This is a genomic window from Aquirufa salirivi, from assembly GCF_045310485.1.
GTDB lineage: Bacteria > Bacteroidota > Bacteroidia > Cytophagales > Spirosomataceae > Aquirufa > Aquirufa salirivi.
The window spans coordinates 115,563-141,830 of record NZ_JBEWZH010000009.1 but is presented as its reverse complement, the minus strand read 5'-3'; the positions used below and the strand labels follow the sequence as shown (position 1 = coordinate 141,830).

At 37.6% G+C, this 26,268-nt stretch carries 19 protein-coding genes; 11 read left to right on the top strand and 8 right to left on the bottom strand.

Annotation, left to right across the window (positions count from 1 at the left end):
* The first annotated feature begins 1 nt into the window (after position 1).
* Complete coding sequence (gene pheS, locus U0R11_RS12360) at positions 2-1,027, top strand: phenylalanine--tRNA ligase subunit alpha (RefSeq protein ID WP_166374275.1); 1,026 nt, start codon at positions 2-4, stop codon at positions 1,025-1,027.
* Between the two features lie 68 nt (positions 1,028-1,095).
* Positions 1,096-4,074: a glycosyltransferase family 117 protein gene (locus U0R11_RS12355; RefSeq protein ID WP_406751979.1), complete on the top strand. Its 2,979-nt coding sequence runs from the start codon at positions 1,096-1,098 to the stop codon at positions 4,072-4,074.
* A gap of 80 nt (positions 4,075-4,154) precedes the next feature.
* Here the strand turns inward: U0R11_RS12355 and dnaJ are convergent, their stop codons facing one another.
* A complete protein-coding gene (dnaJ, locus tag U0R11_RS12350) occupies positions 4,155-5,312 on the bottom strand; it encodes a molecular chaperone DnaJ (RefSeq protein ID WP_406751978.1) in 1,158 nt (385 codons plus the stop codon).
* A gap of 8 nt (positions 5,313-5,320) precedes the next feature.
* Entirely contained in the window at positions 5,321-5,845 is a 525-nt protein-coding gene (locus U0R11_RS12345; protein ID WP_406751977.1) for a nucleotide exchange factor GrpE, read from the bottom strand.
* A gap of 100 nt (positions 5,846-5,945) precedes the next feature.
* Here U0R11_RS12345 and queG point away from each other — a divergent pair, with 100 nt between their 5' ends.
* Positions 5,946-6,887, top strand: a complete 942-nt coding sequence (gene queG / locus U0R11_RS12340) for a tRNA epoxyqueuosine(34) reductase QueG (RefSeq protein ID WP_406751976.1) — start codon at positions 5,946-5,948, stop codon at positions 6,885-6,887.
* A gap of 31 nt (positions 6,888-6,918) precedes the next feature.
* On the opposite strand, the gene U0R11_RS12335 is transcribed toward queG, so the two are convergent.
* Positions 6,919-7,947 carry a GntR family transcriptional regulator gene (locus U0R11_RS12335; RefSeq protein WP_406751975.1) on the bottom strand — a complete coding sequence of 343 codons (1,029 nt, stop codon included), beginning with the start codon at positions 7,945-7,947 and terminating at the stop codon, positions 6,919-6,921.
* Between the two features lie 303 nt (positions 7,948-8,250).
* On the opposite strand from U0R11_RS12335, the gene U0R11_RS12330 reads away from it, so the two are divergent.
* From U0R11_RS12330 to U0R11_RS12320, 3 genes are read left to right on the top strand one after another with little or no spacing between them, the layout of a single operon-like run.
* Positions 8,251-12,351 carry a hybrid sensor histidine kinase/response regulator transcription factor gene (locus tag U0R11_RS12330; protein ID WP_406751974.1) on the top strand — a complete coding sequence of 1,367 codons (4,101 nt, stop codon included), beginning with the start codon at positions 8,251-8,253 and terminating at the stop codon, positions 12,349-12,351.
* Positions 12,338-13,342, top strand: coding sequence for a zinc dependent phospholipase C family protein (locus U0R11_RS12325; RefSeq protein WP_406751973.1), 1,005 nt, complete (start codon positions 12,338-12,340; stop codon positions 13,340-13,342). The genes U0R11_RS12330 and U0R11_RS12325 overlap by 14 nt, the downstream gene beginning before the upstream one ends.
* Position 13,343: 1 nt before the next feature.
* Positions 13,344-13,880 carry a metallophosphoesterase family protein gene (locus U0R11_RS12320; RefSeq protein WP_406751972.1) on the top strand — a complete coding sequence of 179 codons (537 nt, stop codon included), beginning with the start codon at positions 13,344-13,346 and terminating at the stop codon, positions 13,878-13,880.
* 228 nt (positions 13,881-14,108) lie between these two features.
* Here U0R11_RS12320 and U0R11_RS12315 read toward each other — a convergent pair whose 3' ends face one another.
* From U0R11_RS12315 to mnmA, 3 genes are all read right to left on the bottom strand, one after another.
* Entirely contained in the window at positions 14,109-14,978 is an 870-nt protein-coding gene (locus U0R11_RS12315; protein ID WP_406751971.1) for a helix-turn-helix domain-containing protein, read from the bottom strand.
* A 130-nt stretch (positions 14,979-15,108) separates the two neighbouring features.
* Positions 15,109-16,041 carry a metallophosphoesterase gene (locus U0R11_RS12310; RefSeq protein WP_406751970.1) on the bottom strand — a complete coding sequence of 311 codons (933 nt, stop codon included), beginning with the start codon at positions 16,039-16,041 and terminating at the stop codon, positions 15,109-15,111.
* Entirely contained in the window at positions 16,038-17,177 is a 1,140-nt protein-coding gene (gene mnmA, locus U0R11_RS12305) for a tRNA 2-thiouridine(34) synthase MnmA (protein WP_406751969.1), read from the bottom strand. The genes U0R11_RS12310 and mnmA overlap by 4 nt, the downstream gene beginning before the upstream one ends.
* A gap of 128 nt (positions 17,178-17,305) precedes the next feature.
* Between mnmA and U0R11_RS12300 the strand changes: the two genes are divergently transcribed.
* The 3 genes from U0R11_RS12300 to hemF are packed head-to-tail and all read left to right on the top strand — an operon-like array spanning position 17,306 to position 21,417.
* Positions 17,306-17,896, top strand: coding sequence for an N-(5'-phosphoribosyl)anthranilate isomerase (locus U0R11_RS12300; RefSeq protein WP_406751968.1), 591 nt, complete (start codon positions 17,306-17,308; stop codon positions 17,894-17,896).
* A 12-nt stretch (positions 17,897-17,908) separates the two neighbouring features.
* On the top strand, positions 17,909-20,521 hold the full coding sequence (locus tag U0R11_RS12295) for a transglycosylase domain-containing protein (protein ID WP_406751967.1): 2,613 nt from the start codon (positions 17,909-17,911) through the stop codon (positions 20,519-20,521).
* 2 nt (positions 20,522-20,523) lie between these two features.
* Positions 20,524-21,417 carry an oxygen-dependent coproporphyrinogen oxidase gene (hemF, locus tag U0R11_RS12290; RefSeq protein ID WP_406751966.1) on the top strand — a complete coding sequence of 298 codons (894 nt, stop codon included), beginning with the start codon at positions 20,524-20,526 and terminating at the stop codon, positions 21,415-21,417.
* 97 nt (positions 21,418-21,514) lie between these two features.
* Here hemF and U0R11_RS12285 read toward each other — a convergent pair whose 3' ends face one another.
* Positions 21,515-21,916: a hypothetical protein gene (locus U0R11_RS12285; RefSeq protein WP_406751965.1), complete on the bottom strand. Its 402-nt coding sequence runs from the start codon at positions 21,914-21,916 to the stop codon at positions 21,515-21,517.
* A 48-nt stretch (positions 21,917-21,964) separates the two neighbouring features.
* On the bottom strand, positions 21,965-23,059 hold the full coding sequence (locus U0R11_RS12280; protein WP_406751964.1) for an o-succinylbenzoate synthase: 1,095 nt from the start codon (positions 23,057-23,059) through the stop codon (positions 21,965-21,967).
* A 67-nt stretch (positions 23,060-23,126) separates the two neighbouring features.
* Here U0R11_RS12280 and lpxK point away from each other — a divergent pair, with 67 nt between their 5' ends.
* Positions 23,127-24,134: a tetraacyldisaccharide 4'-kinase gene (gene lpxK, locus U0R11_RS12275; RefSeq protein ID WP_406751963.1), complete on the top strand. Its 1,008-nt coding sequence runs from the start codon at positions 23,127-23,129 to the stop codon at positions 24,132-24,134.
* 29 nt (positions 24,135-24,163) lie between these two features.
* Positions 24,164-26,155: a putative porin gene (locus U0R11_RS12270; RefSeq protein ID WP_406751962.1), complete on the top strand. Its 1,992-nt coding sequence runs from the start codon at positions 24,164-24,166 to the stop codon at positions 26,153-26,155.
* Positions 26,156-26,268: the final 113 nt, after the last annotated feature.

The window sequence follows — 26,268 nt, the reverse complement described above, 5'->3', positions numbered from 1 at the left end:
AATGAATGAACAAATAAAGGTGATTCAGGATGAAATTGAGGCTTTTGTCATTTCAAATGAATCTGATGTAGAGCAATTCCGAATTCAGTTTGTAGGTCGTAAAAGTCGTTTAGCTAGTTTATTTGACGGGCTAAAAGATGTACCTGCTGAAAATAGGAGAGAGGTTGGTCAAGCCTTAAATCAATTAAAAAATCTAGCTGAAAATAAGTTTACACTAGCTCAGGAATCATTTGCTGATGCAAAGTCTAACTTTGTCATTCCTTCGGATTTGACTTTATCTAGTCCTGTTCAGCAAGGAACTATACATCCCTTGACTTTGGTCCGTAGCCGAATTTTAGAAATCTTCAATCGCATGGGATTTTCGGTTTCTGATGGACCAGAGATAGAAACAGATTTTTACAACTTTACTGCCTTAAATTTTCCGGCTAATCACCCGGCTAGAGAGATGCAGGATACGTTTTTCATTGAAAAAGGAGCAGGAGAAATTCAAGATGATGTTTTATTAAGAACGCATACTTCCAATGTGCAAATACGTTTGATGCAGCATCAGAAACCTCCCATTCGTTCGGTTATGCCGGGTCGTGTTTACCGAAATGAGGCAATTTCTGCTCGTGCGCACTGCCTTTTTCATCAGGTAGAAGGATTGTACGTTGATGAAAAAGTGAGTTTCAAGGATTTGAAAGATACACTTTACCACTTTGCCAAAGAGATGTTTGGAAAAGATACCAAAGTTCGTTTCCGGCCATCTTATTTTCCATTCACTGAGCCAAGTGCCGAAATGGATATTACGTGTCTATTGTGTAAAGGGGAAGGTTGTAACGTATGTAAACAAGCAGGATGGGTAGAAATAGCGGGAGCAGGAATGGTCGATCCTAACGTCTTGGAAAATGTGGGTATTGATTCGAAGAAATACAATGGATTTGCCTTTGGAATGGGTATTGAACGCATCACTATGTTGAAATATCAAATCAAAGATTTACGCTTATTTACCGAAAATGACGTTCGATTTTTAAAGCAATTCAATTAACAACTCTTAACAAAAAGCTTTTTTTTGGCAGGATGAATCCCTGTACATTTGATTTTAATTTCTAACATATGATGAATTTTAAACGCTTAAATAATGTAACTGGATGGTTCGTATTTACCATCGCATTAGTTACTTATACACTAACCGTTGAACCTACAGCCTCCTTTTGGGATTGCGGTGAATTCATCGCCTGTTCTTATAAGCTACAGGTTCCTCACCCTCCAGGAGCACCCTTATTTCTTTTACTTGGAAGAATGTTTTCATTATTGGCGCTGGGAGATGTGAGTCGGGTGGCCTTTTGGGTCAACATGCTTTCGGTTATCAGCAGTGCATTGACTATCCTTTTCATGCATTGGACCATCGTGATGATTGGTCGTAAGGTCATTAACAAATCATTTGAAGAACTTTCTAAGCCAGAAACCTATACCTTATTGTTTTCTGGGGTAGTTGGTTCCTTGATTTATACGTTCTCTGATTCTTTCTGGTTTTCAGCAGTTGAAGCAGAAGTATATGCCATGTCGTCATTCTTTACAGCCATTGTAGTTTGGGCGGCTTTCCGCTGGGAATTAGTCGAAGATCGTGCTGAAGCGAACCGTTGGATTTTATTTATTGCTTATTTAGTAGGTCTGTCCATCGGTGTCCATTTATTGAACTTGGTGACTTTACCTGCCTTGGCCATCTTATATTATTTTAAGCGTGAAGCTAAACCAACTTATAAAGGCGGTTTTATAGCCATGTTTATTGGTTTAGTTATTTTGGTTATCATTAATTCAGGTATCATTCCTGGCTTACCTTCTATTGCATTCAAGTTTGAATTATTCTTTGTGAATTCACTTGGATTAAGTAATGGTAGTGGAGCTCTATTTTTCTTGTTTTTAGTTATTTTGGCCGTTGTTTTAGGAATTCGTTATTCATATGCCAAAGGTAAAGAGGTGTTGAATATTGCCTTGTTTTCATTTGTATTCCTGATGATCGGTTATTCCACCTATACTGTGGCCTTAGTACGTTCAGGATATAATCCTCCGATTAACGAGAACGACCCAAGTAATATTTTGAATTTCTTAAAGTATTTGAAAAGGGAGCAATATGGTGAGCGTTCTTTGCTATACGGTCCTGTATATACGGCCGAAATTGAAGAATTTAAGCAAGGTGAGCCTGTTTATAAGTTGAAAGACGGTAAATACGAGGTTTACACTTACAAACCAGAATACGTGTACCAAAAGGACCAGCAAATGTTGTTGCCTCGTGTATACAGTAATTCGCCTCAGCATGTGGCCTTGTACCAAGAAATGTTGGGAATTCCAGCGGGTCAAAAACCAAGTTTTGGGGATAATCTCCGCTTTTTATTTACGCATCAAGTAGGGCATATGTACATGCGATATTTGTTGTGGAATTTCCTAGGTAGAGAAAGTGATTATCAAGATGCTTGGGCTATTAATCCATTCCAAGATTCATCCAAATTACCAGAAAATTTAGCCAATAATAAAGCCAGAAATAACTATTTCTTTTTACCACTCATCTTGGTTTTCTTAGGTTTTTACCTTTTGTACAATAAAAATGAAAAGGATTTTCTGATAACAATTTTAATGTTCGTTCTCAGCGGAGTAGCCTTGGTGGTTTACTTGAATTCTCCACCTGTGGAGCCTCGTGAGCGTGATTATATTTACGTAGGTTCTTTCTATTTTATGGCGATTTGGGCAGGTTTAGGTGTCATGCAAATCGGTGAATGGTTGACCAAAATTGTTCGAAGTCCGCAATTGAAATGGTCATTATTAGCTGTATTTGGACTTTCTGCACCCTTGATTATGGCTCAGCAAAACTGGGATGATCACGATAGAAGTGGTAGATATCATCAAATCGACTTTGCTAAAAACTTGTTGAATAGCTGTGCGCCTAATGCCATTCTATTTACTGGGGGTGACAATGATACTTTTCCTCTTTGGTACGTACAAGAGGTAGAAGGTTTCCGTACCGATGTGCGTGTTTGTAATTTATCTTTATTGGGTACAGATTGGTACATCGATCAAATGAAGCGTCAAACGTATCAATCAGCACCCTTGCCCATTGAATTAACCAAAGACCAATTCTTAGAGGGTGTTAATGATCAAATCATGTACAATGGTAATCCGAACATCACGGGGATGTCATTGCCAGACTATTTGGATTTATTGCATAAAAATGACCCGAGAATTCAAGCTCAGACTCAATCGGGCGATACGATCAATACTTTCCCTTCAGATTCATTGGTCATACCCGTTAATCCTACGGAAATTGCGTCCAGTAATTGGTTCCCTAAAGAGTTTACTCCATTCTTGAGTACCAGCATTGGTTGGAAGCTTCCGGGTAAAAATATTTTCAAAGGTGAATTGATTCAATTGGAAGTTATTTCAAATAATGCGAAAGCAGGGTGGAAGCGTCCTATCTATTTTGCATCTACTTTGCCGAATGATCAATATTTAGGATTGAAAGAAAGTATGCAATTGGAGGGTTATGCTTACCGTTTGATGCCTTTCAAAATCCCAGGAGCCAAAGATGGTTTTGTGAACACAAAAATCATGGCTGATAATTTCTTAAATAAAATGTATTGGAGAGGTTTAAATAATGAAAATATTTACTACCATGGAGATTTTTATTTGGGAATTCCTAGTGTTACGGCCCGACTAGGGGTGTATCGTTTAGCCGATCAGTTGATTCGTGAAGGTAATTTACCCAAGGCGAAACAAGTATTGGATTATTTGGATAAAGTCATGCCGAACAAAGTCATTCCATACGACCAGTTTTCGGCTAGCTCGGTTGGTTTGTATTTAGAGATTGGTGATGAAGCTAAAGCCTTGAGTATGGCGAATACCATTATTAAACGAAATTCTAAGGCGATTGATTTTTACTTCTCTGAGGACAATATTCGTTCACATGATCGGGATATACAGATCGCATTCTATGAGATGAATTTGATCGTTTCTGCTTTTAAAGAATCAAAAGTTAATCCTGCGAAGTACAAGGAATTGGAAGAAATTTTCAATAAACAGATTACCCGTATCAATGGGTAAAATGATGATTGATTGCTGTAAAACAAAGAAAGGCTTGAGTGATCAAGCCTTTCTTTGTTTTAATACATATTGAGTGTTTTCTAACTGAACATATCTCGAACCTTGTGGAAGAATCCCTTGTCGGATTTTCCTGGTTGAGGAGTAAAGTTTTCCGAACTTCTTAATTTCTCTAAAATCTCAGTTTCTTCTTTGGTCAATTGTTTGGGTGTCCAAATATTCACGTGTACTAATTGGTCACCTACATGATAGCCATTCAACTCTTTGATTCCTTTGCCTTTTAAGCGAAGAATTTTACCACTTTGAGTTCCTGCCTCTAAATTGATTTTAGCTTTACCTCCGATCGTAGGAACCTCTACTGAAGTACCTAAAGCGGCATCAGCAAAGCTGACGTATAAATCAAAGATGATATTATTGCCATCTCGGTGTAAAACCTCATGGGCTTCCTCTTCAATCACAATTAATAAATCACCCGCTACTCCACCCCGAGGAGGAACATTTCCTTTTCCATTCATGGATAGCTGCATATCGTTGGATACACCAGCAGGAATTTTGATTGGGATGATTTCTTCTTCTAAAACACGACCTTCACCAAAACATACATCACATTTAGCTCCAACACTCTTACCTTCACCACTACAAGTAGGGCAGGTAGAAGAAGTCACCATTTGACCTAACATGGTTTGTTGTACGCGACGAACTTGACCTGAACCTTGACAAGTTTGACAAGTCTTTAAGTTGGTACCATTTTTAGAGCCGTTTCCAGAGCAAGTCTTACAGGCTACATGACGTTTAACTTTAATTTTTTTCTCTACACCATTGGCAATCTCTTCCAAATTCAGCTTGAGCTTAATACGTAAGTCTGAACCCTTGCGCTGGCGTCTTCCTCCACCACCTCGGCCTCCAGAGAAAAAGTTTCCAAATGGGCTTTCGTCACCAAAGATATCTCCAAATTGAGAGAAGATATCTTCCATGTTCATATTTCCACCATTGAATCCTCCACTAGCAGCACCACCCATACCGGCATGCCCAAATCGGTCATATTGGGCTTTTTTCTGGGCATTGCTTAAAACTTCATAGGCTTCAGCTGCTTCTTTGAATTTTTCTTCTGCTTCTTTATTATCAGGGTTTTTATCTGGATGGTATTTAATGGCCATCTTACGATACGCCTTCTTAATCTCCTCCTCAGAAGCTGTTTTAGCTACTCCCAATACCTCGTAATAATCTCTTTTTTGAGCCATTTTACTTATTAATTACCAACCACCACTTTCGCAAAGCGGATGACTTTTTCGTGTAACGTATATCCTTTTTCAATCACTTCTATCACCTTACCTTTATCAGCTTCTGTTGGTGCGGCAAATTGCGTAATACAATCATGTATTTCCGCATCAAATACCTCACCTTTGGCAGGTAATTCTTTTAAACCTTTCGATTGTAAAACCGAATTGATTTTGGCAAAAATTAATTGAATACCTTCTGAAATTTCTCCTTCGGGAGCATTGGCTAGAGCGCGTTCGTAATCATCGATGACAGGAAGTAATTCTACGATCAATCCTGCTGATGCCGTTTGGATTAAGTCTACTTTTTCTTTAGCGGTCCGCTTTCTAAAATTTTCAAAGTCTGAATACAAGCGAAGGTATTTTTCCTTCATTTCTGCCAACTCATCCGTAGGAGTCTCTTGGGTATCTGTCTCTTCGTTATCTGTCAAATTTTCCTGATTTTCGGATTGGATTTTCTCTTCTTCTAAATTATTCTCGTTTTCTTTCTTTTTCATAAGGCAAAATTAATACGCTTTCATAGCCTCACAAATCATAAGCCAAAAAGTATTTTATGACAGTTTGGCAGAGATAAGGCATCTTCGTAATTTTAGGAATATGACACGAGATCCCAAACAAGTTTCTTCTTTGATTAAAAATCGCGCTTTTGAGGCGGGTTTTTCTTTTTGTGGAATATCTAAGGCTGATTTTTTAGAAGAAGAAGCTCCTCGTTTGGAGGCTTGGTTAAATCAAGGATTGCAAGGTGAAATGGCTTATATGGCCAATCATTTTGATAAGCGTTTAGATCCTCGAAAATTGGTTGAGGGCTGTCAGACAGTGGTTTCATTAGTTTTTAATTATTTTCCTAGTCCAGAACTTGTACCATTAAATCATCATTTTAAGATTTCCAAATATGCCTATGGTGAAGATTATCACCGGGTGGTAAAGGATAAAATGCAAATTTTGTGGGATAAGCTCCAAGATGATTTTGGTGAAATTTCGGGCCGAATGTTCGTAGATTCAGCTCCTGTTTTAGAAAAAGCATGGGCAAAGAAATCGGGTTTAGGCTGGATGGGTAAAAACGGCAACTTAATTATTCCCAAGCAGGGGAGTTTTTATTTTATTGCAGAATTACTTATTGATCTACCTGCTGAACCTGATGGACCTATCAAGGATTTCTGTGGGACCTGTACCCGATGTATTGATGCTTGTCCTACTGATGCTTTAAGCCCATACTGGGTAGATGGGTCAAAATGTATTTCCTATTTCACCATTGAATTGAAAGAAGGCATTCCGGCATCGATGAAATCGGATTTTCAAGAGTGGATTTTTGGATGCGATATTTGCCAAGATGTTTGTCCATGGAACCGCTTTTCCAAAGCACAGCATGAACCCAGGTTGGAAGCGAAACCAGCGTTTTTAGAGATGGAAAGGGGAGATTGGGAATCTTTGTCGGAAGAGGTATTTAAAGAACTATTTCATTATTCGGCCATTAAACGGACTAAAATAACAGGCCTACAACGAAACATAAATTTTGTAAATAAAAAAAACGAGTCATGAATTTCATGACCCGTTTCTACAAAATTAAACCCTAAAGTGATAGTCTTACGATCAATTGTAGATCAATTTCTTCTGTAGTCTTATAGCTTTCCCCAATAAGGGCTGCTGCTCTTCGACCGATTTTCTCAGGTTGATTGGAAAGTACGGTGATTCCTCCTGATAATATTTCTTTATATCCTTGATCATTGTAGGAAATGATTCCCACATCTTGTCCTAATTTCCAGTTTTGCTTATCTGCGTATTTGATGGCCTGAATTAAGTCGGAATCATCTAAAGTAAAGTACAATTCACCTTGGTTTAATTCTTCTCCGTCCAGACCATCCAATACTTTAAAATCCATGTTGATGGATTCACAGAAATCTCCACAGCCATTGATAAATTCCGCATCGAAGTATTCTTCTTCGGTAAGCACGAGATTTAAGCAACGGTATTTTTGAAACAGGTTTGTATGGTTGGTAAATTCTTGAATGATTTGTGATTTGGGATGACAAACAATACTCGCATGGGTATTTTGCATGCTTTCAAATTGTTGGTCCAATAAGATCAAACGATCTCCCGCAATCTTCTTTAAACATTTGATGTTTTCTTCTTCCTCTTCGATCAAATGCGGCATAATGACATAATAGTGGTAATTACCCAACTGCTGACCTAAAATTTCTTGAAATTGGCGCGTCTTGTATTGATACGTAAAAATATCTACTAAGACATTTTTACCTACCGCCTCATTGAATGAATTGAAGATGGCTTTATTCGTATCGGTAATCTTACCCACTAAAAACATCACTTTTGTTTTTAGTTTCAATGAAGAATTTGAAATGAAATATCCTTTTCTGAAAATGGAAGTAATGGCTCCCATTTTGTGTAATTCGGTGTAGGCTCTTTCTACTGTATCTCTGGACAAGTAACATTCTTCTGAAGCTTCATTGATGGATGGAAGCCGCTCTCCTGGCTTCAATTCTCCCATCTCAATATCTTGAAGAAGTGAATTAATTAATTGCTGGTATTTCGGCAATTTATTGTCAAAATTTCTGCCAGAAAACGAAACAAATGATTTATTCATAATTTGATTCAGGTAAATTTTAATAGATGGAGATGCTTTAGGATAAAAACTAAATTATTTTGTCTTAAAACGTGTTCAAAATTAAGTTTCATAGCTTGGATACTTTAGGACAAATCTTTCATATATCAGGATATATCTTGCAGAATGGCCGTTTTGTAAGATTTTAAGTGTAAAAATTACCTTTTAATCATCCTTTGGAGTCATATTTTCATACAAGCTTTTATTCCTGTCAGGGATAAATCAGCTCAGGATTCAGGAATAATTTTCTAATTTTAGTTTTTATTATACTGCAATATTCATCCATTGAAACGAAGTTTTCGCCCTTTCTTAGTTTTGATTTTATGTGCCAGTCATTTCTTGCTAGCACAAAGAAGTCAACGTTACGAACGTTTGACAACGGCTTCCGGATTATCGCAAAGTACCATCTCCAAAATTATTCAAGATAAAAAAGGCTTTCTTTGGTTTGCTACTTCCGACGGCCTTAATCGCTATGATGGAAATAATTTTGTGGTCTTTAGAAGTGATCCATCCGACTCCACCACACTCAGTGGTAGTGATATTTTTACCATGTGTGAAGACGATGAAGGGAATATGTGGGCAGGTACCCGTAATGCAGGATTGAATAAAATCGACTTAGCCACAGGAAAAGTGTATCGTTTCAGTAAAGGGCCCAATGGGGAAGATTTTTCTTCCATGACGGTTTCATCCATTTTGAATTTAGGTAATCACCGTGTCATGGTTTCCGCTACTGGATTAGGTATTTTAATTTATGATACTCGAGAAAACAAATTGATTGCTAAGGAATCCGATGTGAAAAATCCCATGATGGCAGATGTCGTAAGGATTTATAGACATTCCAAAGGGTCTATCTGGTTTGGAACCAGAACGGGTTTATTAATCTCTCGCTTGGGACCTAGGTCCTATTTACCTTTTAAATTGGCAGAAAATAATAATACGCCAGATTATCGAGTTCGTGTTATCAATGAATCCTTGAATGGGGATATCCTTGTAGGCACAGAGGGACGCGGACTATTCCGTTTTAATCCGCAAAATCAGCGTTTTGCACGAGTTTTTTATAATGCATCAAACCCATTAAGTAGACAAAATATTGTTACGAGTTTAACCAAAGACGCCTATCAGAATTTGTGGATAGGTACGGATAATGGTGTTTATGTATTAAATAAGGAAGACTTTTCTTCTTATTATCAAATTTCGTCTAACCCAGATCCCGATTTAGGGATTAGTTCATTTTCAGTGACTAGTTTATTCACCGATGCGAACCTTAATACTTGGGTGGGAACTTGGGAAGCGGGTTTGAATATTGCTTTTTTTCAAAAACCTCGATTTTCCATTTTACGGTATAAACCTAATACTTTACAAGGCCTATTAAGTAATAAGGTGACCGCTATCAGTGCCAGTAAAACGGATCCTAATGGGGTTTGGATAGGTTTGAATGTAGGTTTATCGTATTTCAATTACAAAACGGGGAAAATTGACCACATCGTCAATAATGCTGGGGTGAATAAATTAAATCCTGTTGCGGATTTTGATGTCAATATATTGCAGTCTGATTCGGATGGAAATTTGTGGATTGGAGTATGGGGACATGGACTTATCAATTTGACGCCACAAAGAAAGCAGGTGGCATATCCTTATCAATTAGGCAATCGGGCAGCAAATTTTACCGCCATGAACTTGATTGGGGACAAATTATTGCTTGGCACAGCCGGATTAGGGGTCATTGAATTTGATATACCCAGTAAAAAATACGGAATACCATATCCCGCTCTAGGGGCTAAAAATTTTGTGGCCAAAAATATATCTAGCCTTTTGGTGGATGAAAACAAGCAAATTTGGATAGGTACTACGGGTTTTGGTATTTATATCTACAACATTAGCTCAAAACAGTTGACTCATATTGAAAAAAATGGATTAGCCAATGGGATTCGCTACAATAACATTACCAAAATATTCCAAGATCGGAATAAGCGGATTTGGGTGTTGACCAATGGTGGGGGATTACATTTATTTTTGGGACCAGGCAAAGGATTTAGAAATTTTACCGTGGCTGATGGTTTAGCTTCAAATACTTTGAGAAGTATGATGGAAGATAAACAAGGAAATCTTTGGATAAGTACCAATGGTGGAATTTCTAAAATGAATGCTAAGACGCTTAAATTTGTCAATTTTAATGAATTAGACGGCCTTCAAGGAAAAGAGTTCTTAGCCCAAGCTTATGGACAAAATTCCAAAGACTGGTTGTTTTTTGGAGGAGCCAATGGCCTTAACTACATCAAGGCAGATAGTTTGAGGATGAAAATGGATATTCCTCCTATTTATTTGACAGGTTTAAAAATATTTAATAAACCGGTTAAAGTTGGGGAAGAGAATTCTCCTTTAGAAAGAGATATCCTGCTAACTAAGCACTTAATTCTTCAACCAGATCAAACGGTATTTAGTCTTGATTTTGTGGCTTTGGAATATCAAAGACCTAAAAATAACCGATATGCCTATTATTTAGATGGTTTTGATAAAGAATGGAATGAAGTAGGGACACAGCGCACGGCAACCTACACCAATTTAAATCCAGGAGATTATACCTTTAAAGTAAAAGCTACGAATTCGGATGGAGTATGGGGGGAGAAACCTTTCGAGTTGAAAATTACCGTTTTACCACCTTGGTATAGAACTTGGTGGGCTTATGGACTTTATACCCTGCTCTTGTTAGGAATGGTCTTTGGTTTTATGCGCGAAGTCCGTATCCGAGAGGCATTTAAAACGGATCTGCGGATGAAAGAAATAGAAAAAGAACGAATCAGGGAATTAGAACAAGTTAAAACGCATTTCTTTACGAATATTTCCCATGAATTAAGGACTCCATTGACGCTGATTATCAGTCCATTAGAGAAATACTTTTTAAACAATACTCAGGCTAACAAAGAGCAGAAATCACGTATTCTGGCCATTTATCAAAATGCTCAAAAACTCTTACATCTAATCAATCAATTATTGGATTTGTCTAAAATTGAAGCGGGAAAACAACAGCCTGTTATTGCTCAGCATGATTTAATTTTGCAAGTGAATGGTATTTTGCAGGGTTTCGAGACTTATGCTGTACAAAAACAAATCAAGCTGAAATGGACAGCTCCTGTGGATTCATTGTTTGTCTATTATGATGCCGATATTATTGAAAAATGCATCAGTAACTTACTTTCTAACGCGTTTAAACATACGCCAGAGGATGGCACAATCGCGCTAAAGATGGATCTTTTGAAGCAGTTTAAGGCGGATTCAGAAGAAGTACAAGTAGTGAAAATCCATGTTATGGATACTGGAAAAGGAATAGATTCAACTCATTTACCCCATATCTTTGATCGTTTTTATCAAGTGCCAGATTCCATCGGTCGAGTAGGAACAGGTGTGGGACTTTCCTTGTGTAAAGAGCTAATGGAATTACATTTGGGGCATATACAAGTTAGTAGTGAATTAGGAAAAGGCAGTGATTTTTGCATTGATTTTCCTGTGACTAAAACCGACTTTGATCCTTCTTGGATACATTCCCACCTTATATTTCCAGCAAATGTACTAGCATCTAGTATTAAGAAGACAGATGAGCTTGACATAGAACAAGAAAAACAAATTTTGATGGTGGTGGATGATCATGCTGAAATGCGACTGTTTATCTCCGATATTTTTAAGAATCGCTTCCAAATTATTCAAGCAGAAAGGGGCGAGGAAGCCTTAGAAATGGCTTTAAAGTTTATACCTGATGTGCTCATCACCGATTGGATGATGCCAGGAATGAGTGGGGTTAATTTGTGTAGAGCCTTACGTCAAAATCCGAAGACCAACCACATTCCTTTGTTGATATTAACTTCCAAAAGTTCGCATGAAAGCCAAATTGAAGGAATGCAAGCCGGCGCAGATGATTTTGTATCAAAACCATTTAATGCAGATATTTTAGAAATTCGCGTGAATAAACTGCTGGAGACCAAAGAGAGAATGAGGAAAAACTGGCAAAAGCAGATGATTCAGCAAGGCTTAACTGAAGGAAAACTGCCAGTATATGAGGATCCATTCCTGCAAAAAGCCACCCAGTTGGTTATCGATCATCTTTCTGAAACAGAATTTGACGTGGATGATTTAGAAAAAGGATTAGATATGAGCAAAATGCAGTTGTACCGAAAATTAAAAAACTTAACTTCTTTAGCTGGAAATGAGTTTATTAGGTCGATTCGATTGCAACAAGCTAAATTATTGTTAGAAAATTCTGAGTTTAATATATCCGAAGTAGCTTACCAAGTGGGATTTAATGACCCAGCTTATTTTACGCGTGCCTTTAAAAAACAGTATGGGAAATCCCCCAAATCATTCATTCAACAAATTCAAGATGAAAAATCCTAAGTATTTATTTTTATTGATTATTCCTTTCACACTGTTCATCTCTTCTTGGGGGTTTTTAGCTCATAAAACCTTACAGCAAGTGTCTATTTATGCTTTACCAGAACCGCTTGGAGCTTATTTTTTTGCGAATCAAGACTATTTAGTGAATCAATCCGTACGACCAGATGTGCGTAGAAATGAGGATAAAACCGAAGATGTAAAACATTATTTGGATATGGATGCATCCATTTTTGGTTCAAATTACAAGACCGATATTCCTCATGAATATACTGCTGCTGTGGCTAAATATGGTTTAGATTCACTTCGTAAAGAGGGATTAGTACCCTGGGAAGTTGTTCGTGTTTATGGACGATTAGTTAATGCCTTTAAAAAGGAAATGAAAGATTCGGTATTGTTTTATGCCGCAGACTTAGGTCATTATGTAGCAGATGCTCATGTTCCATTGCATACCACCAAAAATCATGATGGACAATTGACGGGTCAAAAAGGTTTACATGCTCTTTGGGAAAGTTTGGTTCCAGAGGAGCAATTGCCGCAATATCAGCTAGCCAAATACCAATCAAAACCATTGGTGTATATTGCCAAACCTCAGGATTTTATTTTTGAGATTTTAATGGAATCTCATGCGATGTTGCCTGAACTGTTTCAAGTAGAAAAGGAAGTAACTGCCGCCATTGGTATAGAAAAGAAACATATGCAGGTTGTGAGAAACGGTCGAACCTTAAATTATTATACCAAAGAATTTATTCAAGCTTATGGCCATCGATTGGGTGATAAGGTACAGGATCGGATGTTGGTTTCAGCGCACCGAGTAGCCTCATTTTGGTATTCAGCTTATAAAGATGCAGGTTCTCCTAGTTGGGTGAATGCAGATACTCAATCGAACAAGGAGCTGTTGCTTGCCTTTCAAGGTGAGAAAAAAGCTTGGCTTGCCAATAGCTTAATTTCAGACAAATTATTGATTTCTGTTAAAAATAAAAGAGCCGAGTAGGGTGAAGAAAATATTGATCATTTCGGATACACATTCCTATTTAGATCCTAGGTTGCTCCCTCATGTAGAATCCTGTGATCAGATATGGCATGCAGGTGATTGGGGATCTGTTCAGTTGGCTGATCAATTAATTGCCTATAAAAAACCAATAGCGGGCGTTTATGGGAATATAGATGATAGAATGATCCGCAACATGTACCCCAAAATTATGCGTTTTCGTTGCGAAGAAGTCAATATTGCCATGACGCATATTGCTGGAGCACCATCTTCCTACAAACCAGATGCTTATGAGGCTTTTTCTAGAGGAATTCCCCAAATCTTCGTTTGTGGACATTCTCATATTTTACAAGTCAAGCGAGATATCAAAAGAAATAACATGCTCTTTATAAATCCAGGTGCAGCAGGTCAGCATGGTTTTCATCCTATTCAGACAGCCATACAACTAAAAATTGATGGATCCAGGATATTTGATGTAGAAATTATTCAAATGGAAAGAAATAGAAAAGTACCTAAAGAAATGCTCGAGGAAGGTAAATGAGTGAAAATGAGGACAAAAAGAAAGGTGTAAACAAAAGAATGTCTACACCTTATTATACGAACACAGGATTTGGTAATTAAAAGGCGGAATTAAATAATATTCTTATAGAATCTTGAATAGTCAAAATTATAAATAAGCTTTTTGTTTTATTTTCAACAAAACAAAATTCAATAAAATTGCTTGATACCTAAAGGTGAATTTGTGGCAGTTAGTGGTAAATATGAAACCTTATTGATTGATTGTTCTAAATTCTAGTGGAGTGATTCCTGTCGCTTTCTTAAAATATTTATTGAAATTGGTCGGTTCATCAAAGCCAATATTAAAACAGATTTCCTTTACAGAAAGGCTAGTAGAGCTTAATTTTCTTTTAATCTCAAGTATAATATAATCATCTAAAAATTCTTTGGCTGTTCTGTTAGTAAATCGCTTGGAAATCTCATTGAGGTGTTTGTAAGAGATATTCATTTTGTTCGCATATTCATTGACATTCCTACCATTAGGGTATTCTTCTTCAATGAGGTTTTTGAACTTTTCAAACAAATCAAAACCTTGCTTCGAGTTTTGATGAGACTGAATGAGTAAATTTCTATTATTTAATTTGTATAGAATAATGGAGAACAAGGAAGATATAATTTGATTTTTAAGCACATAAGGGCTGTAAACGTATTCTGATGCCACCCTCCCCGCATAATCCATCATGCATTTATCTAACTGATATACAGGGTTAAATAGATGGTAGTTAAATAATTGAGAAATATGAAAATACGTATTAGGAGTAAAATAGTGTAATAAATACTCTTTAGTGAAGAGGAAGAAATATCCGTGGTATTCTGACTCCGAATTTAGGGCATGGATTTGGTTGGGAGAAATAATCAAACATTCATTCTCATTAACTAAGAATTCTTTTAAATCAACCTTGTGCCGAACGGAGCCTTTTGTGATCACCATTAAAACAAAAAAATCAAGTCGATGTGGCAAAAAAGGAGTATTGGGTCCTAAGCTAGACCAATCTCTTTTAGAAAACTCTTGTAAATCAATGCTCTCAAAACCTTCCATTTTGAGATCTTCTTTAAAACCTAGTTTTGGTATTGATTTCAATGGTAAAAAATTTAAGTGATCTAAAAATACGAGCTCAATCTATACCCATTCGTCATGGTAATTTACGAACCTGGATGCTCAAATTTAATTTTTCTGATTAAATTTTAACAGGCACAAATGAATGTTCGTATTATTTTTTGATTTGTTGGCTGAATAAAGTATTTCCTTTTTCATCTATAAATTGGAATTCCAAGACTTTTGGTTGAATGAAAAATGCGACAAATCCATTGCTGGATTTTGCAAATTTGGCTTTATCTGTCGATTTCAATGCTGTTATTTTACTTCCTGCTCCTGAAATCAAGTGATTCAACTTTGGACTAAGCTGATTGTATTCCAAATGATGCTCATGTCCAGCCAAATAAAAGTCTACTCCAACCTTTTCCAATAAGGATTGCCATGAGTTTGCTACATGGTTTTTCCTGTCCATTCGTGGTCCCGAAGTTACCAATGGGTGATGACCTACCGCAATTTTCCATTGGGCTTTGGAACTAGTCATTAAATCAGTAAACCATTTTTTTTGTGCAATGGTATCTTGTGAAGCCACATGGGTTCTGAATGGTTCGTCTTCATCTTGATAATACCCCAGTTCAAAAGGAGATGTATCTAAAAATGCAATCAACAATTGGCTTCCATCTGATAATTTATAGTTTTTAGAATAGTATCGGGCAGGCATATTCCATCTTCGACTGATTTGAGAATAGTCTATTTCTGCTTGTGGGTTGCCCGCATAATCATGGTTTCCTAATACAGGATACCAATTGACGTGCAGACTATGTCCAGTGTAAATATCTTCAAAACTACTTTTCCAAGCTGGATCTAATGGACTTGCTACGCCTTTGGGATAAATATTGTCACCCGTGGTAATGATGAAATCAATGTCGGCTTCAGTTCCAGTTATAGCCATTTGTTTGGCTACTTCTTTTTGGTTGTATTCACCTTGTCGACCAAAATCTCCCATGACCAAAAAACTAATCTCCGCTTTTGGATAGCTTTTTGTTGATTGAGCAAAATGGACTTGTGTGCATAGAAGAATTATAAATCCAATTAAACTTACTTTTTTCATACTTCAAAAGATTGAATATTTTCAAATACACTTCCTTTTTGAAACGATTTTAAAATCCATCCTCCACCAATGACATCATCGCCTTCATAAAATACCGCTGCTTGCCCAGGAGCAATTCCTGAAACTTCATCGTGAAATTCGACCTTGATTTTACCTTGAAACTGCACAATTTTGGCCTCTGTACCTGGATCTTTGTAGCGAACTTTGGTGATTGTTTCTAATCCTCCTGCAGGTATTTCTGCGTATTTCTGCAGGTTTAATTGACCTACAAACATACCTGTTCTATTTAAATCCTCTAAATGACCAATCACCACCTCATTCGTCTCTTTCCGTATTTCTGTGACAAAGGCTGGGAACCCAAAGGCTTTACCTAGTCCTTTTCTTTGACCAATGGTGTAAAAAGGATAGCCTTCATGTTTACCGATGATTTTTCCAGCTTGATCCACGAAATTTCCACCATGAACAGCCTCTTCCAATTCAGGTAAACGTCGTTTTAGAAAACCACGGTAATCATTATCAGGAACAAAACAGATTTCATAGCTTTCTGACTTGTTGACTAAGTCGACAAATCCACGCTCTGTTGCCATTTCTCGGATGCGTTGCTTGGTTAAATGTCCTAAAGGCAAAATGGTTCTGGCAAGGCTATCTTGCGAAACACCCCAAAGCACATAACTTTGATCTTTTAGGGCATCCACTCCTTTAGAAATGATGTATCTGCCGTTTTCTTGGCGTATTTGGGCATAATGACCCGTAGCTATAAAATCACAACCCAATTGATCTGCTCTTCGTAAAAGTGCATCCCATTTAATGTGGGTATTGCACATGACGCATGGATTAGGCGTACGACCCTCTATGTATTCATGCGTAAAATAATCGATGACAGAATCCCCAAATTCTTCACGAATGTCCAAAATATAGTGTGGGAATCCCAAGGATACAGCGATGTGTCGGGCATCGTTGATGGAATCCAAGGAACAGCAACCTGTTTCTTTTTTGGTTCCTCCCGAACTAGCATAGTCCCATGTTTTCATGGTCATGCCAATTACCTCATATCCTTGTTCGTGTAATAAAACAGCTGCGACTGAGCTGTCAATGCCGCCGCTCATAGCGACGAGAACGCGTCCTTTTGTTTTCATATTCAGTTCAGGTTCAAAGCCTGCAGAAATTTTCCGCAATTTAGTGATTTATTTCTCCAATAAGTCAATTTTATTTGTAATTCACGTCCTAAACCGTAGTTTTGCCAATTGTTTTAGAAGAGAATATGATGTTAAAAACACGCGTTAAGGTTTCCTCAATAGATAACCTTTCAGACGCTCGCTATTGTGCCGGCATGGGGGTTGATTGGTTAGGATTTGCCTTACATGAAATGCCCTTAAATAAATACAAAGAAATTAGGAATTGGTTAAGTGGAGTGGAAATCGTAGCTGAACTTTCTGGTCTTTCTGCTGACCAAATGAAAGAGATTGTTCAAAACTATGCTCCGGATTGGATCGAAGTGGATTCTCGTGCTCAATTACCTCGTTTATTGGAATTGGATATTCCTAAAATGATGCGTGTCAACATAGATGCGGATAATTTACCAGCTTTATTTGCAACGGCTGCCCCCTATGTGAATTACTTTTTATTAGTAGCGGATTCTCCAGATTCTTTACAAGGAATGGAAGCTCAAATAGAAACCTGGGCTGCTCAATATCCCGTTATATTAGGATTGGAGCTACCTGAGGAAGATTTAGAAGAATGGGTGGAACAAAGTTCAATCCAAGGTATTGGGCTCACAGCAGGCCAAGAGGATAGGCCAGGTTTTAGGGATTTTACGGATTTAATGAGTATCTTAGAAAAATTAGAAACGGAATAATTCAATCCATTTATGCTACAACGAATTCGCGCAATCGTTCAACAGCTTAAAAGCCTTTTCTGGACAGGATTGGAGCATTTAACTGCTTTCTTATTGCCCTTATTTGCCCGTGTACTGGGTGAAAAAAAATATTCTTGGTTAGTCGGCCAAGTGGCCATGACCCGTTTTTTTCTACGAACAAAATGGCGCTTGATTGAGGCTTATTATGAAGCGCATGTAGATCGCAATTCACCTTATTACAAGCCCATCGTGACCATGTGGAAGGTGGCAGGTAAAATGGTCATATATGTGCTCATTTACCTTTTTGTGATCGAAACCAATATTTTTTGGTTGACTGGTGAAATGCCGGGTGTCGATGAATTACAAAATCCCAAATTGTCCCAAGCTTCAGAAATTTATTCCGCTGATGGAGTTTTGCTTGGTAAGTATTTTGCTGAAAATAGAACCCCCATACGTGATTATAAATTGCTTTCCCCATATTTGGTACAGGCATTAGTTGCCACTGAAGATGCGCGTTTTTATGAGCATACGGGTATTGACTTTCAAGCTTGGGCTGGTGTAGCTGTTGGGTTAGTAAAAGGAGGTGATCGTGGAGGAGGAAGTACTATTTCTCAACAATTAGCTAAAAATTTATTCAAAACTCGGACTAAAAAGAGTTTTACTAAAACGGGTTTATTCGGTTATGTACCAGGACTGAGTAAATTGATCTATAAATCCAAAGAATGGGTTACTGCTATTAAGCTAGAACGATTTTATACTAAAGATGAAATCATCCTTTGGTACTTAAATACAGTAGATTATGGAAACAATGCCTATGGTATCAAAGTGGCATCCAAAACTTATTTTAACACGTCTCCAGATTCATTGAATGTTCAAGAAGCAGCCATTTTAGTAGGCCTTCAGAAAGCCACAACCACCTACAATCCTAAAAGGTATGAAGGTAAACCCTTCGAGCAAAACAGGGCTTGGAAGCGCCGCAATGTGGTTTTAGCCCAAATGGTGAAAGCTGGATATTTAAAGAAAAACAGCTATGATTCCTTAGCAAAAATGCCGATTGAGTTGCATTCCAATGAGGAGTCTCCTTACGATGGTACAGGTAATTATTTCAAAGTAGCCATTGCCAAATATTTGAATGAATGGGCCAAAGCGAATGATATGGAAATCGACTTGTATCGTGATGGTTTAAAAATTTATACCACCATAGATTCAAGAATGCAGATACATGCAGAACAAGCCGTCGAGTCAGGTATGCGTTCCATTCAAAAGACCTTTGATAATCATTGGACTGGACAAAATCCTTGGGTAGATGAACATGGTAAAGAAATTCCAGGTTTCATTGATACAGTCGCCAAACGTACGGAATATTATAAGGCCTTGGTGCATAAATATCCAAAGAATCCAGATTCTGTCATGCATTACATGAAAAATGTGAAACGGAAAATGTGGGTTTATTCGAGAACGACCTTAGGCGAGGAACAAATGACCATGAGTGCATATGATTCCATACAATATTACAAGCGATTCTTACAGTCGGGCATGATGACTTTAGATCCATATACGGGACATATTAAAGCGTGGGTAGGGGGATTAGATTTTAAGTATTTTAAATACGATCACGTCAAACAGTCGAGACGTCAACCAGGTTCAACATTCAAACCATTTGTTTACACGGCTGCCATTGATGGTCCTAAGGATTTATCGCCATGTTTTATGATGACTGATGAGCCATTTGAGTTAGAAGTTGAAGAAAAAGGAGAAAAGAAAATTTGGCGTCCATCGAATGCCGATGGTACATTTTCCTATTCAGCCATGCCGATTCGAAGAGCTTTAGCAAAATCCATCAACTCCATTACGGCGCGTTTGACCAATGAAGTGGGCGCTGATACCGTCATGTATTATGCTCAGAAAATGGGAATTAAGAGCCCCTTAAAAGCAGTTCCTTCCATAGGTTTAGGTTCATTTGATGTGTCTTTATATGAAATGATTGGAGCCTATTCGGCTTTTGTTAATGAGGGTATTCATGTGGAACCGATGATTGTTCAAGAGATAAAAGATCAAAACGGAAAGGTTTTACAACGATTTGATCCAGTTTCCTACCGAGTGATTAAAAAGGAGTCGGCCCAACTGGTTCGTTCTATGTTAGAAGGCGTAGTATATGAAGGAGGAACAGGAAGTTCCTTGCTTTGGAATGAAGGAGAAGTCTTATTGCCTAGCAATAATCGGTATGCTCCTGCATTTGCTGCAAAAACGGGTACTACTTCCAATCACTCAGATGGCTGGTTTATAGGGATGACCCATAATTTGATTTCAGGTGTTTGGGTTGGTGGTGACGACCGGTCTATTCACTTTCGAACGGGAGCCTTGGGCGAAGGTTCTAAAACAGCCTTACCGATTTATAAACGTTTCATGATTAAAGTGGTCAATGACCCATTATTGGCTACGTATAAACCTGTACCATTTGATAAGCTGGATAAACGGGTAGTTAAAAAAGATTTTAATTGCCAGAGTTCTTACAGTACCCTACCTGATTCACTTCAAGTAAGTGATTCGGAATTGGATTCACTTAATTCGTTGTTAGGCAGTCCAACAGAAGTCCCCGATACCAATCAACAATCTCCTCAATAAGTATGCGCAAGGAAGTCATAGCTGATTATTTCAAAGGTTTGCAAGATTCAATCTGTCGAGGTATTGAGGCAGTGGATGGCGGAAGTCGATTTAAAGAAGACAATTGGAAGCGTAAAGAAGGTGGAGGAGGGAGATCTCGTGTCATCATCAATGGAAATATCTTAGAAAAAGCGGGTGTTAATTTTTCGGCAGTATTTGGACCTTTGCATCCCAAAATGGTGAAGAGTTTAGACATTAAAGAAGAAGTCGATTTTTTTGCTTCTGGCGTGTCCATTGTTATGCATCCTATTAATCCTTGGGTTCCTATTATTCACATGAACGTTCGGTATTTTGAATTAAGCAATGGGGATCATTGGTTTGGTGGTGGAATAGATTTGACTCCGCACATCATTATACCTGAGCAAGCAAAATGGTTTCACGAACAGATTAAGGCAGTATGTGATCGATTTGATAAGTTGTATTACCCAAAATATAAAACATGGGCAGATGATTATTTCTTTAATTCACATCGAGAAGAAACGCGGGGAATAGGGGGAATATTTTTTGATTATATCAAGGCCAAAAATTTGGAAGAAAAATTAGCCAATTTTGAGTTTGTGAAGGCAATAGGTGAGGCATTTGTTCCAATTTATAGTCATTTGATGCAGGAAAATGCCATTCGTCCATTCGGAGAAGCAGAAAAGGCATTTCAATTACTCCGCCGTGGAAGATATGTGGAATTTAATTTAGTCCATGACCGTGGTACCAAATTTGGTCTTGAGACGAATGGAAGAACTGAATCCATTTTAATGAGTTTGCCTCCTTTGGCTAGTTGGGATTATATGCACGATTATTCAGATTATCCTTTGGGTCTAGAAACGCAGAAATTGTTGGTAAAAGGAGTCGATTGGGTGTAGTATTTTCTTCCTATCGTATCTATATAAAAAGCCACTAGAAATTAATTCTAGTGGCTTTTTAATGTTATCCAAATATATGATTTGAGATAGCTAAATGCTAAATTGCTTTTTCCCAAACAACGCTGATACCCTTAGGAGTCATTAAAAGAATTCGTGTTGGAGAAGGCAGCAATACCAATCTAGCACCTACGGCTGGATTTTCAATCCATTCAACCTCCACACCTTCTTTTTTGCCTATTTCAATTCCACCATCTTCGGTTTCTACAAATTTCTTGGCTAAGTAAGCTGTTGGTAAAAGAACGTCAGACTCTGGGCAATGTTTAAGGTGGACTTTCTCCAGAATTTCTTCTAATTGATCACCGTATTTTTCATTAAAATCATCTTCTAAATCGTGCAAAATTTCTTCTACATCATCATAACTTTCGTCAGAATAGTTCAATTTAGAGAGTTCTAAGCGTTTTTCTAAGATGGCAATCATTGCCGCGTCAATGGTATTCATGAAGTATTTTTCTAATTTTTTGTAAAGATAGGCCTTAAAATGTATTTCCTAAACATGATTTTCGTGAAATGGATTGACACGAACGAAATTTGGGTTAAAATGTAAATTTCCTCTTTGAATCGATAAACCTGAAGCAAAATTATTGGTATACAAAGAACCTGTTCCTAATCCTTGAGGAATTTGTGGAGTATATTCTGCCGTAAATTGTGCTATGGCTTGTAAACCAATGTTTGATTCCAAAGCTGATGTTATCCACCAACCCATGTCATGTTTTTCTGCTGCTTGAATCCAATCATGGCTAGCAGAAAAGCCACCTACTAAACTAGGTTTAATGATGAGGTAATCAGCTGGAATTTTATCTAATAATTGATTTTGTTGCTCTTCACTTTCTAATCCAATCAATTCCTCGTCCAAAGCAATAGGTAAAATATTCTCTTGGCATAATTCAGCCATGGCTTTCCAAAGTCCCGCCCGAATGGGTTGTTCAATGCTGTGAATATCCAATTTAGCCAATTGCTCTAATTTATGTGCCGCTTCTTGGGTACTAAAGGCTCCATTGGCATCCACTCGAATAAGTAATTTCTCTTGGGGAAATTGACTTCTGAGATTTTTTAAAATGGCGAGTTCTTGATCAAAATCAATGGCACCAATTTTTAATTTGAGGCAAGTGTATCCTTGTGCTAACTTTTGTTCGATTTGATCTTCCATGAAATCAGGTTTTCCCATCCAAATCAATCCATTGATGGGAATAGCCTTTATTCCATGACTAAATGGATTATTGAAATATATCCCATTTTTAGCTTGGATATAGTCATAAACAGCCATTTCAATGGCAAATTTATAAGAGGGGTAGCCTAAGGGTAGATGAGAAATAAATAAAGGGATCTCTTCTAGATTTTCAGGAAATAACTCCCATTTCGCACTCTTGATGTATTTTTCAAACCCCGCTAATCCTTCATCTTCAAATTCTGGACTCAGGCCTTTCAAGGGGCCAGCTTCACCAATTCCTATTTGTATTGGATTCTTCTTGTTTTTGATCTGGATGAAATACGAGTTTTTCTCAGTCAATATTCCACGTGAAGTACCTGCTTCAAAGTGAAATTGTAAGGAATGTTTTTGGTATGAAACGGAGATATCAAACATAGTCGCAAGTTATTATTTTCTTGGCTGTTTTGCCGCCTCGACGATTCTTTTTAGCTTTAAACTTGATATGAAAAAAATAATCACCTGGTTTCCTGCCTTACTTTATGGAATTGTAATTTCCCTACGTAATGCATTTTATGATTGGGGCTGGTTCAAATCTCATCATTTTAACAAACCCAAAACCATTGTTGTTGGAAACTTAGCAGTGGGAGGAACAGGTAAAAGTCCCATGGTGGCTTATCTGATTCAGCATGCCGGTTTGAGTAAATCATTAGGTATTTTAAGTAGAGGTTATGGCCGAATTACCCAAGGATTTAGATGGGTAGAGCCTGGTTCAAGCGCTAGCGAAGTTGGGGATGAACCACTAACTTACAAGACTACATTTCCTAAATTACACGTGGCTGTTTGTGAAAGTAGGGTTGAAGGTATTCAACAGATGACGGCACAATTCCCTGACATCGATACTGTCATTTTAGATGATGCATTTCAGCATCGAGCTTTGAAAGCGGATTTTAATATCATTTGTACCACTTTTGATAAGCCTTATTTCAAAGACCATTTGATGCCCATGGGGCGCTTAAGGGAATGGAGAGAGGGTATAAAAAGGGCTGATGTGGTCATTGTGACTCGTTGTCCTAGTACTTTGGATCAGCTACAAATAGACTATTTTGAATCAGAAATCCCTAAACCAGTTTTTTTTGCTTCCATTCAATATGGTAAACCACAAGGTATACATAAGCTTAGCTGTCATTCATGGCACGCTTTGGCAGGAATTGCTGATCCTTCGTTGTTTTTCGAACAAGTGAAAAATTTAGGAGCCTTGAAAAGCACACAATCTTATCCAGACCACCATCATTTTACTCAAGCTGAACTACAGGATTTAAATACAAAGGCAGTCAAAATGGCGGAGGAAGAGGCATTTATCACGACACACAAGGATTTTGTTCGCTTTCAATCTGTATATCATGAGTATCCTGCCTTAGCAAAAAAAATAGCCTATCTGCCTATGGAGATGTATTTTTTGAAGGGGGAAGCTGATTTTTGGAGCTTATTGAACCAAAGCTTGTCAAGATAATTTCCTTATTTTAAGCTACCTTTGCGGCGATGAAACATCGGTTAACCTTACTTTTTGTTATTTCTTTTTTGCTTCCATTTTCGATTTGGGCTCAAGTTTTGACACCTGGAACGACCTCTGGTTTTCCCGGTACACAAAACCCAAATGATCGAAATGGCTTCCCTAATCCAGCGACTCAAAATAACCAAGGTAAAAGTAAAGGACCTCAAAAAAACGGTCGAGCTGCTTTAGATGATTCAACGAAGCAAGTGTATGGACCTAATACCATGTATTATGTTCATGAATCTGATGTAGTTAATTCTCGAGATACAAAACGACGAGTAGATACCACACTTAGTTTATTTCATCGGTATTTATTTCAAGAGAAAAGTGGTTTTTTGACAGCTAATTTAGGGAATGATGGTACAGCAGTTCGGAATGTATTTTTCCAATCTCCGGGTAGCTTAGGTACCCAATTAGGCTATTCGGTATATTCTCCATACGCATTTCAGTCGGATCAAGTACGGTATTTTAATTCCAAATCGCCTTATTCCGAAGTGGAATATAACCTGGGTGGGGGAGGCCAAACTCGCTTGAATTTTAATTTTGCCAGAAACGTAGATTCCCTTTGGAATATAGGCATTGCTCTGCAGCGTATGGTGGCCGACAAAGTTTTGACAGATGCCGCATTTAAATCGGGTGAGCAGAGTTTATTGGGTCAATGGGGTTTAATGTTGCATACTAATTTTCAATCAAAAAATAAGAAATACCGCTTATTGGGGCATATTAATTATTTTGATCAGGGTACAAATGACCAAGGTGGAGTGAAATTATCAAAGACTTTGACAGCTGATGAAGCGTTGAAATACATTGATAACACCGCTATTTTGTCTAATTCATTATCTCAATCCAATGACAAATTCATTAAGTTTCACGTTTACCATGAATATGTAGGCTGGAAAGGTTTACAATTATTCCAATCCTTGGATGTGGAAAATCGAACGGTGAAGTTTAGAGATAAGGCATTCCAACAATCATTAGCGGATGGATTTTATCCTCGCACCTATATTCAGTACATTCAAGCTCCAACTGAGGATTCATTGTACAATGAAAATCAATGGTCGTCCTACAGTCACCAAACAGGTTTAAAGGGAATTTATAAACAATTTGTTTACCGAACTTATTTAAAGCAACGATATTGGTCTGTTTATAATCCAATGAATGAGAGTAAGTTAGACCGATTTGAGAATTATGTTGGTTTGTGGATTAATCAGTCCTTTAATCAGAATATAGATTTTACTGCGGAAGGAGAATATTTGTTAGGATCAGATTATCGATTAAAAGCTAGTTTTCAATCTCCTATTTTCCAAGTTAGTGCCCAACGAATTTCGTATAGTCCAAGTGTAGCTCAAAACTGGGTTTACAATACGTCTTATCGGTGGAAAAATGATTTTGCTAATATTTCTATGGATGAAATTTCTGGAGGTATTAATTTGAAGTCTAGGTTTATTTATTTCAAACCTGGCATCACGATTCAGCGAATTTCAGATTGGGTATATTTTGATTCCTTGGCAACGCCAACCCAAACAAAATTGGGTATTGGGGTTTTTAGAACTTCGGTGGATTTGGGTGGACAATGGCGGAAATTTTCTTGGTTTACTAAGGTGTATGCCAATACTCAAACAGGGCCCGATGTTCTCCGCATGCCCAACTTATTGATTGATGCAAATTTGGCATTGGATGTGCAATATAAGAAGTTATTGTATGTTCAATTTGGAATAGATATTCATCATCAATCGGCCTATTATGCGGATGCTTATCAGCCTGCTTTGCAACAGTACCATTTACAGAATAATTATCAAATACCGGCTTTTGTCCAAATAGATCCTTATGTTTCCTTGCGGATTAATCGGGTTCGTCTATTTTTCAAAATGTCACATGCCAATTATGGCCTTTTGAATAACAATTATTATACGGCTTACCTTCATCCTGCTATGTCAAGGGTTTTTGGTTATGGGGTAAAATGGCTGTTGTTTGACTAAAGAACCACCCTCAGGAATCCAATCAACAATCCCAAAAACTGGAGAAAGAAGCGAACTCGTACTAAGCCGAGTATAACTTAGTGTATTTCATTTTCCTTTTACCTAGCTTTTCA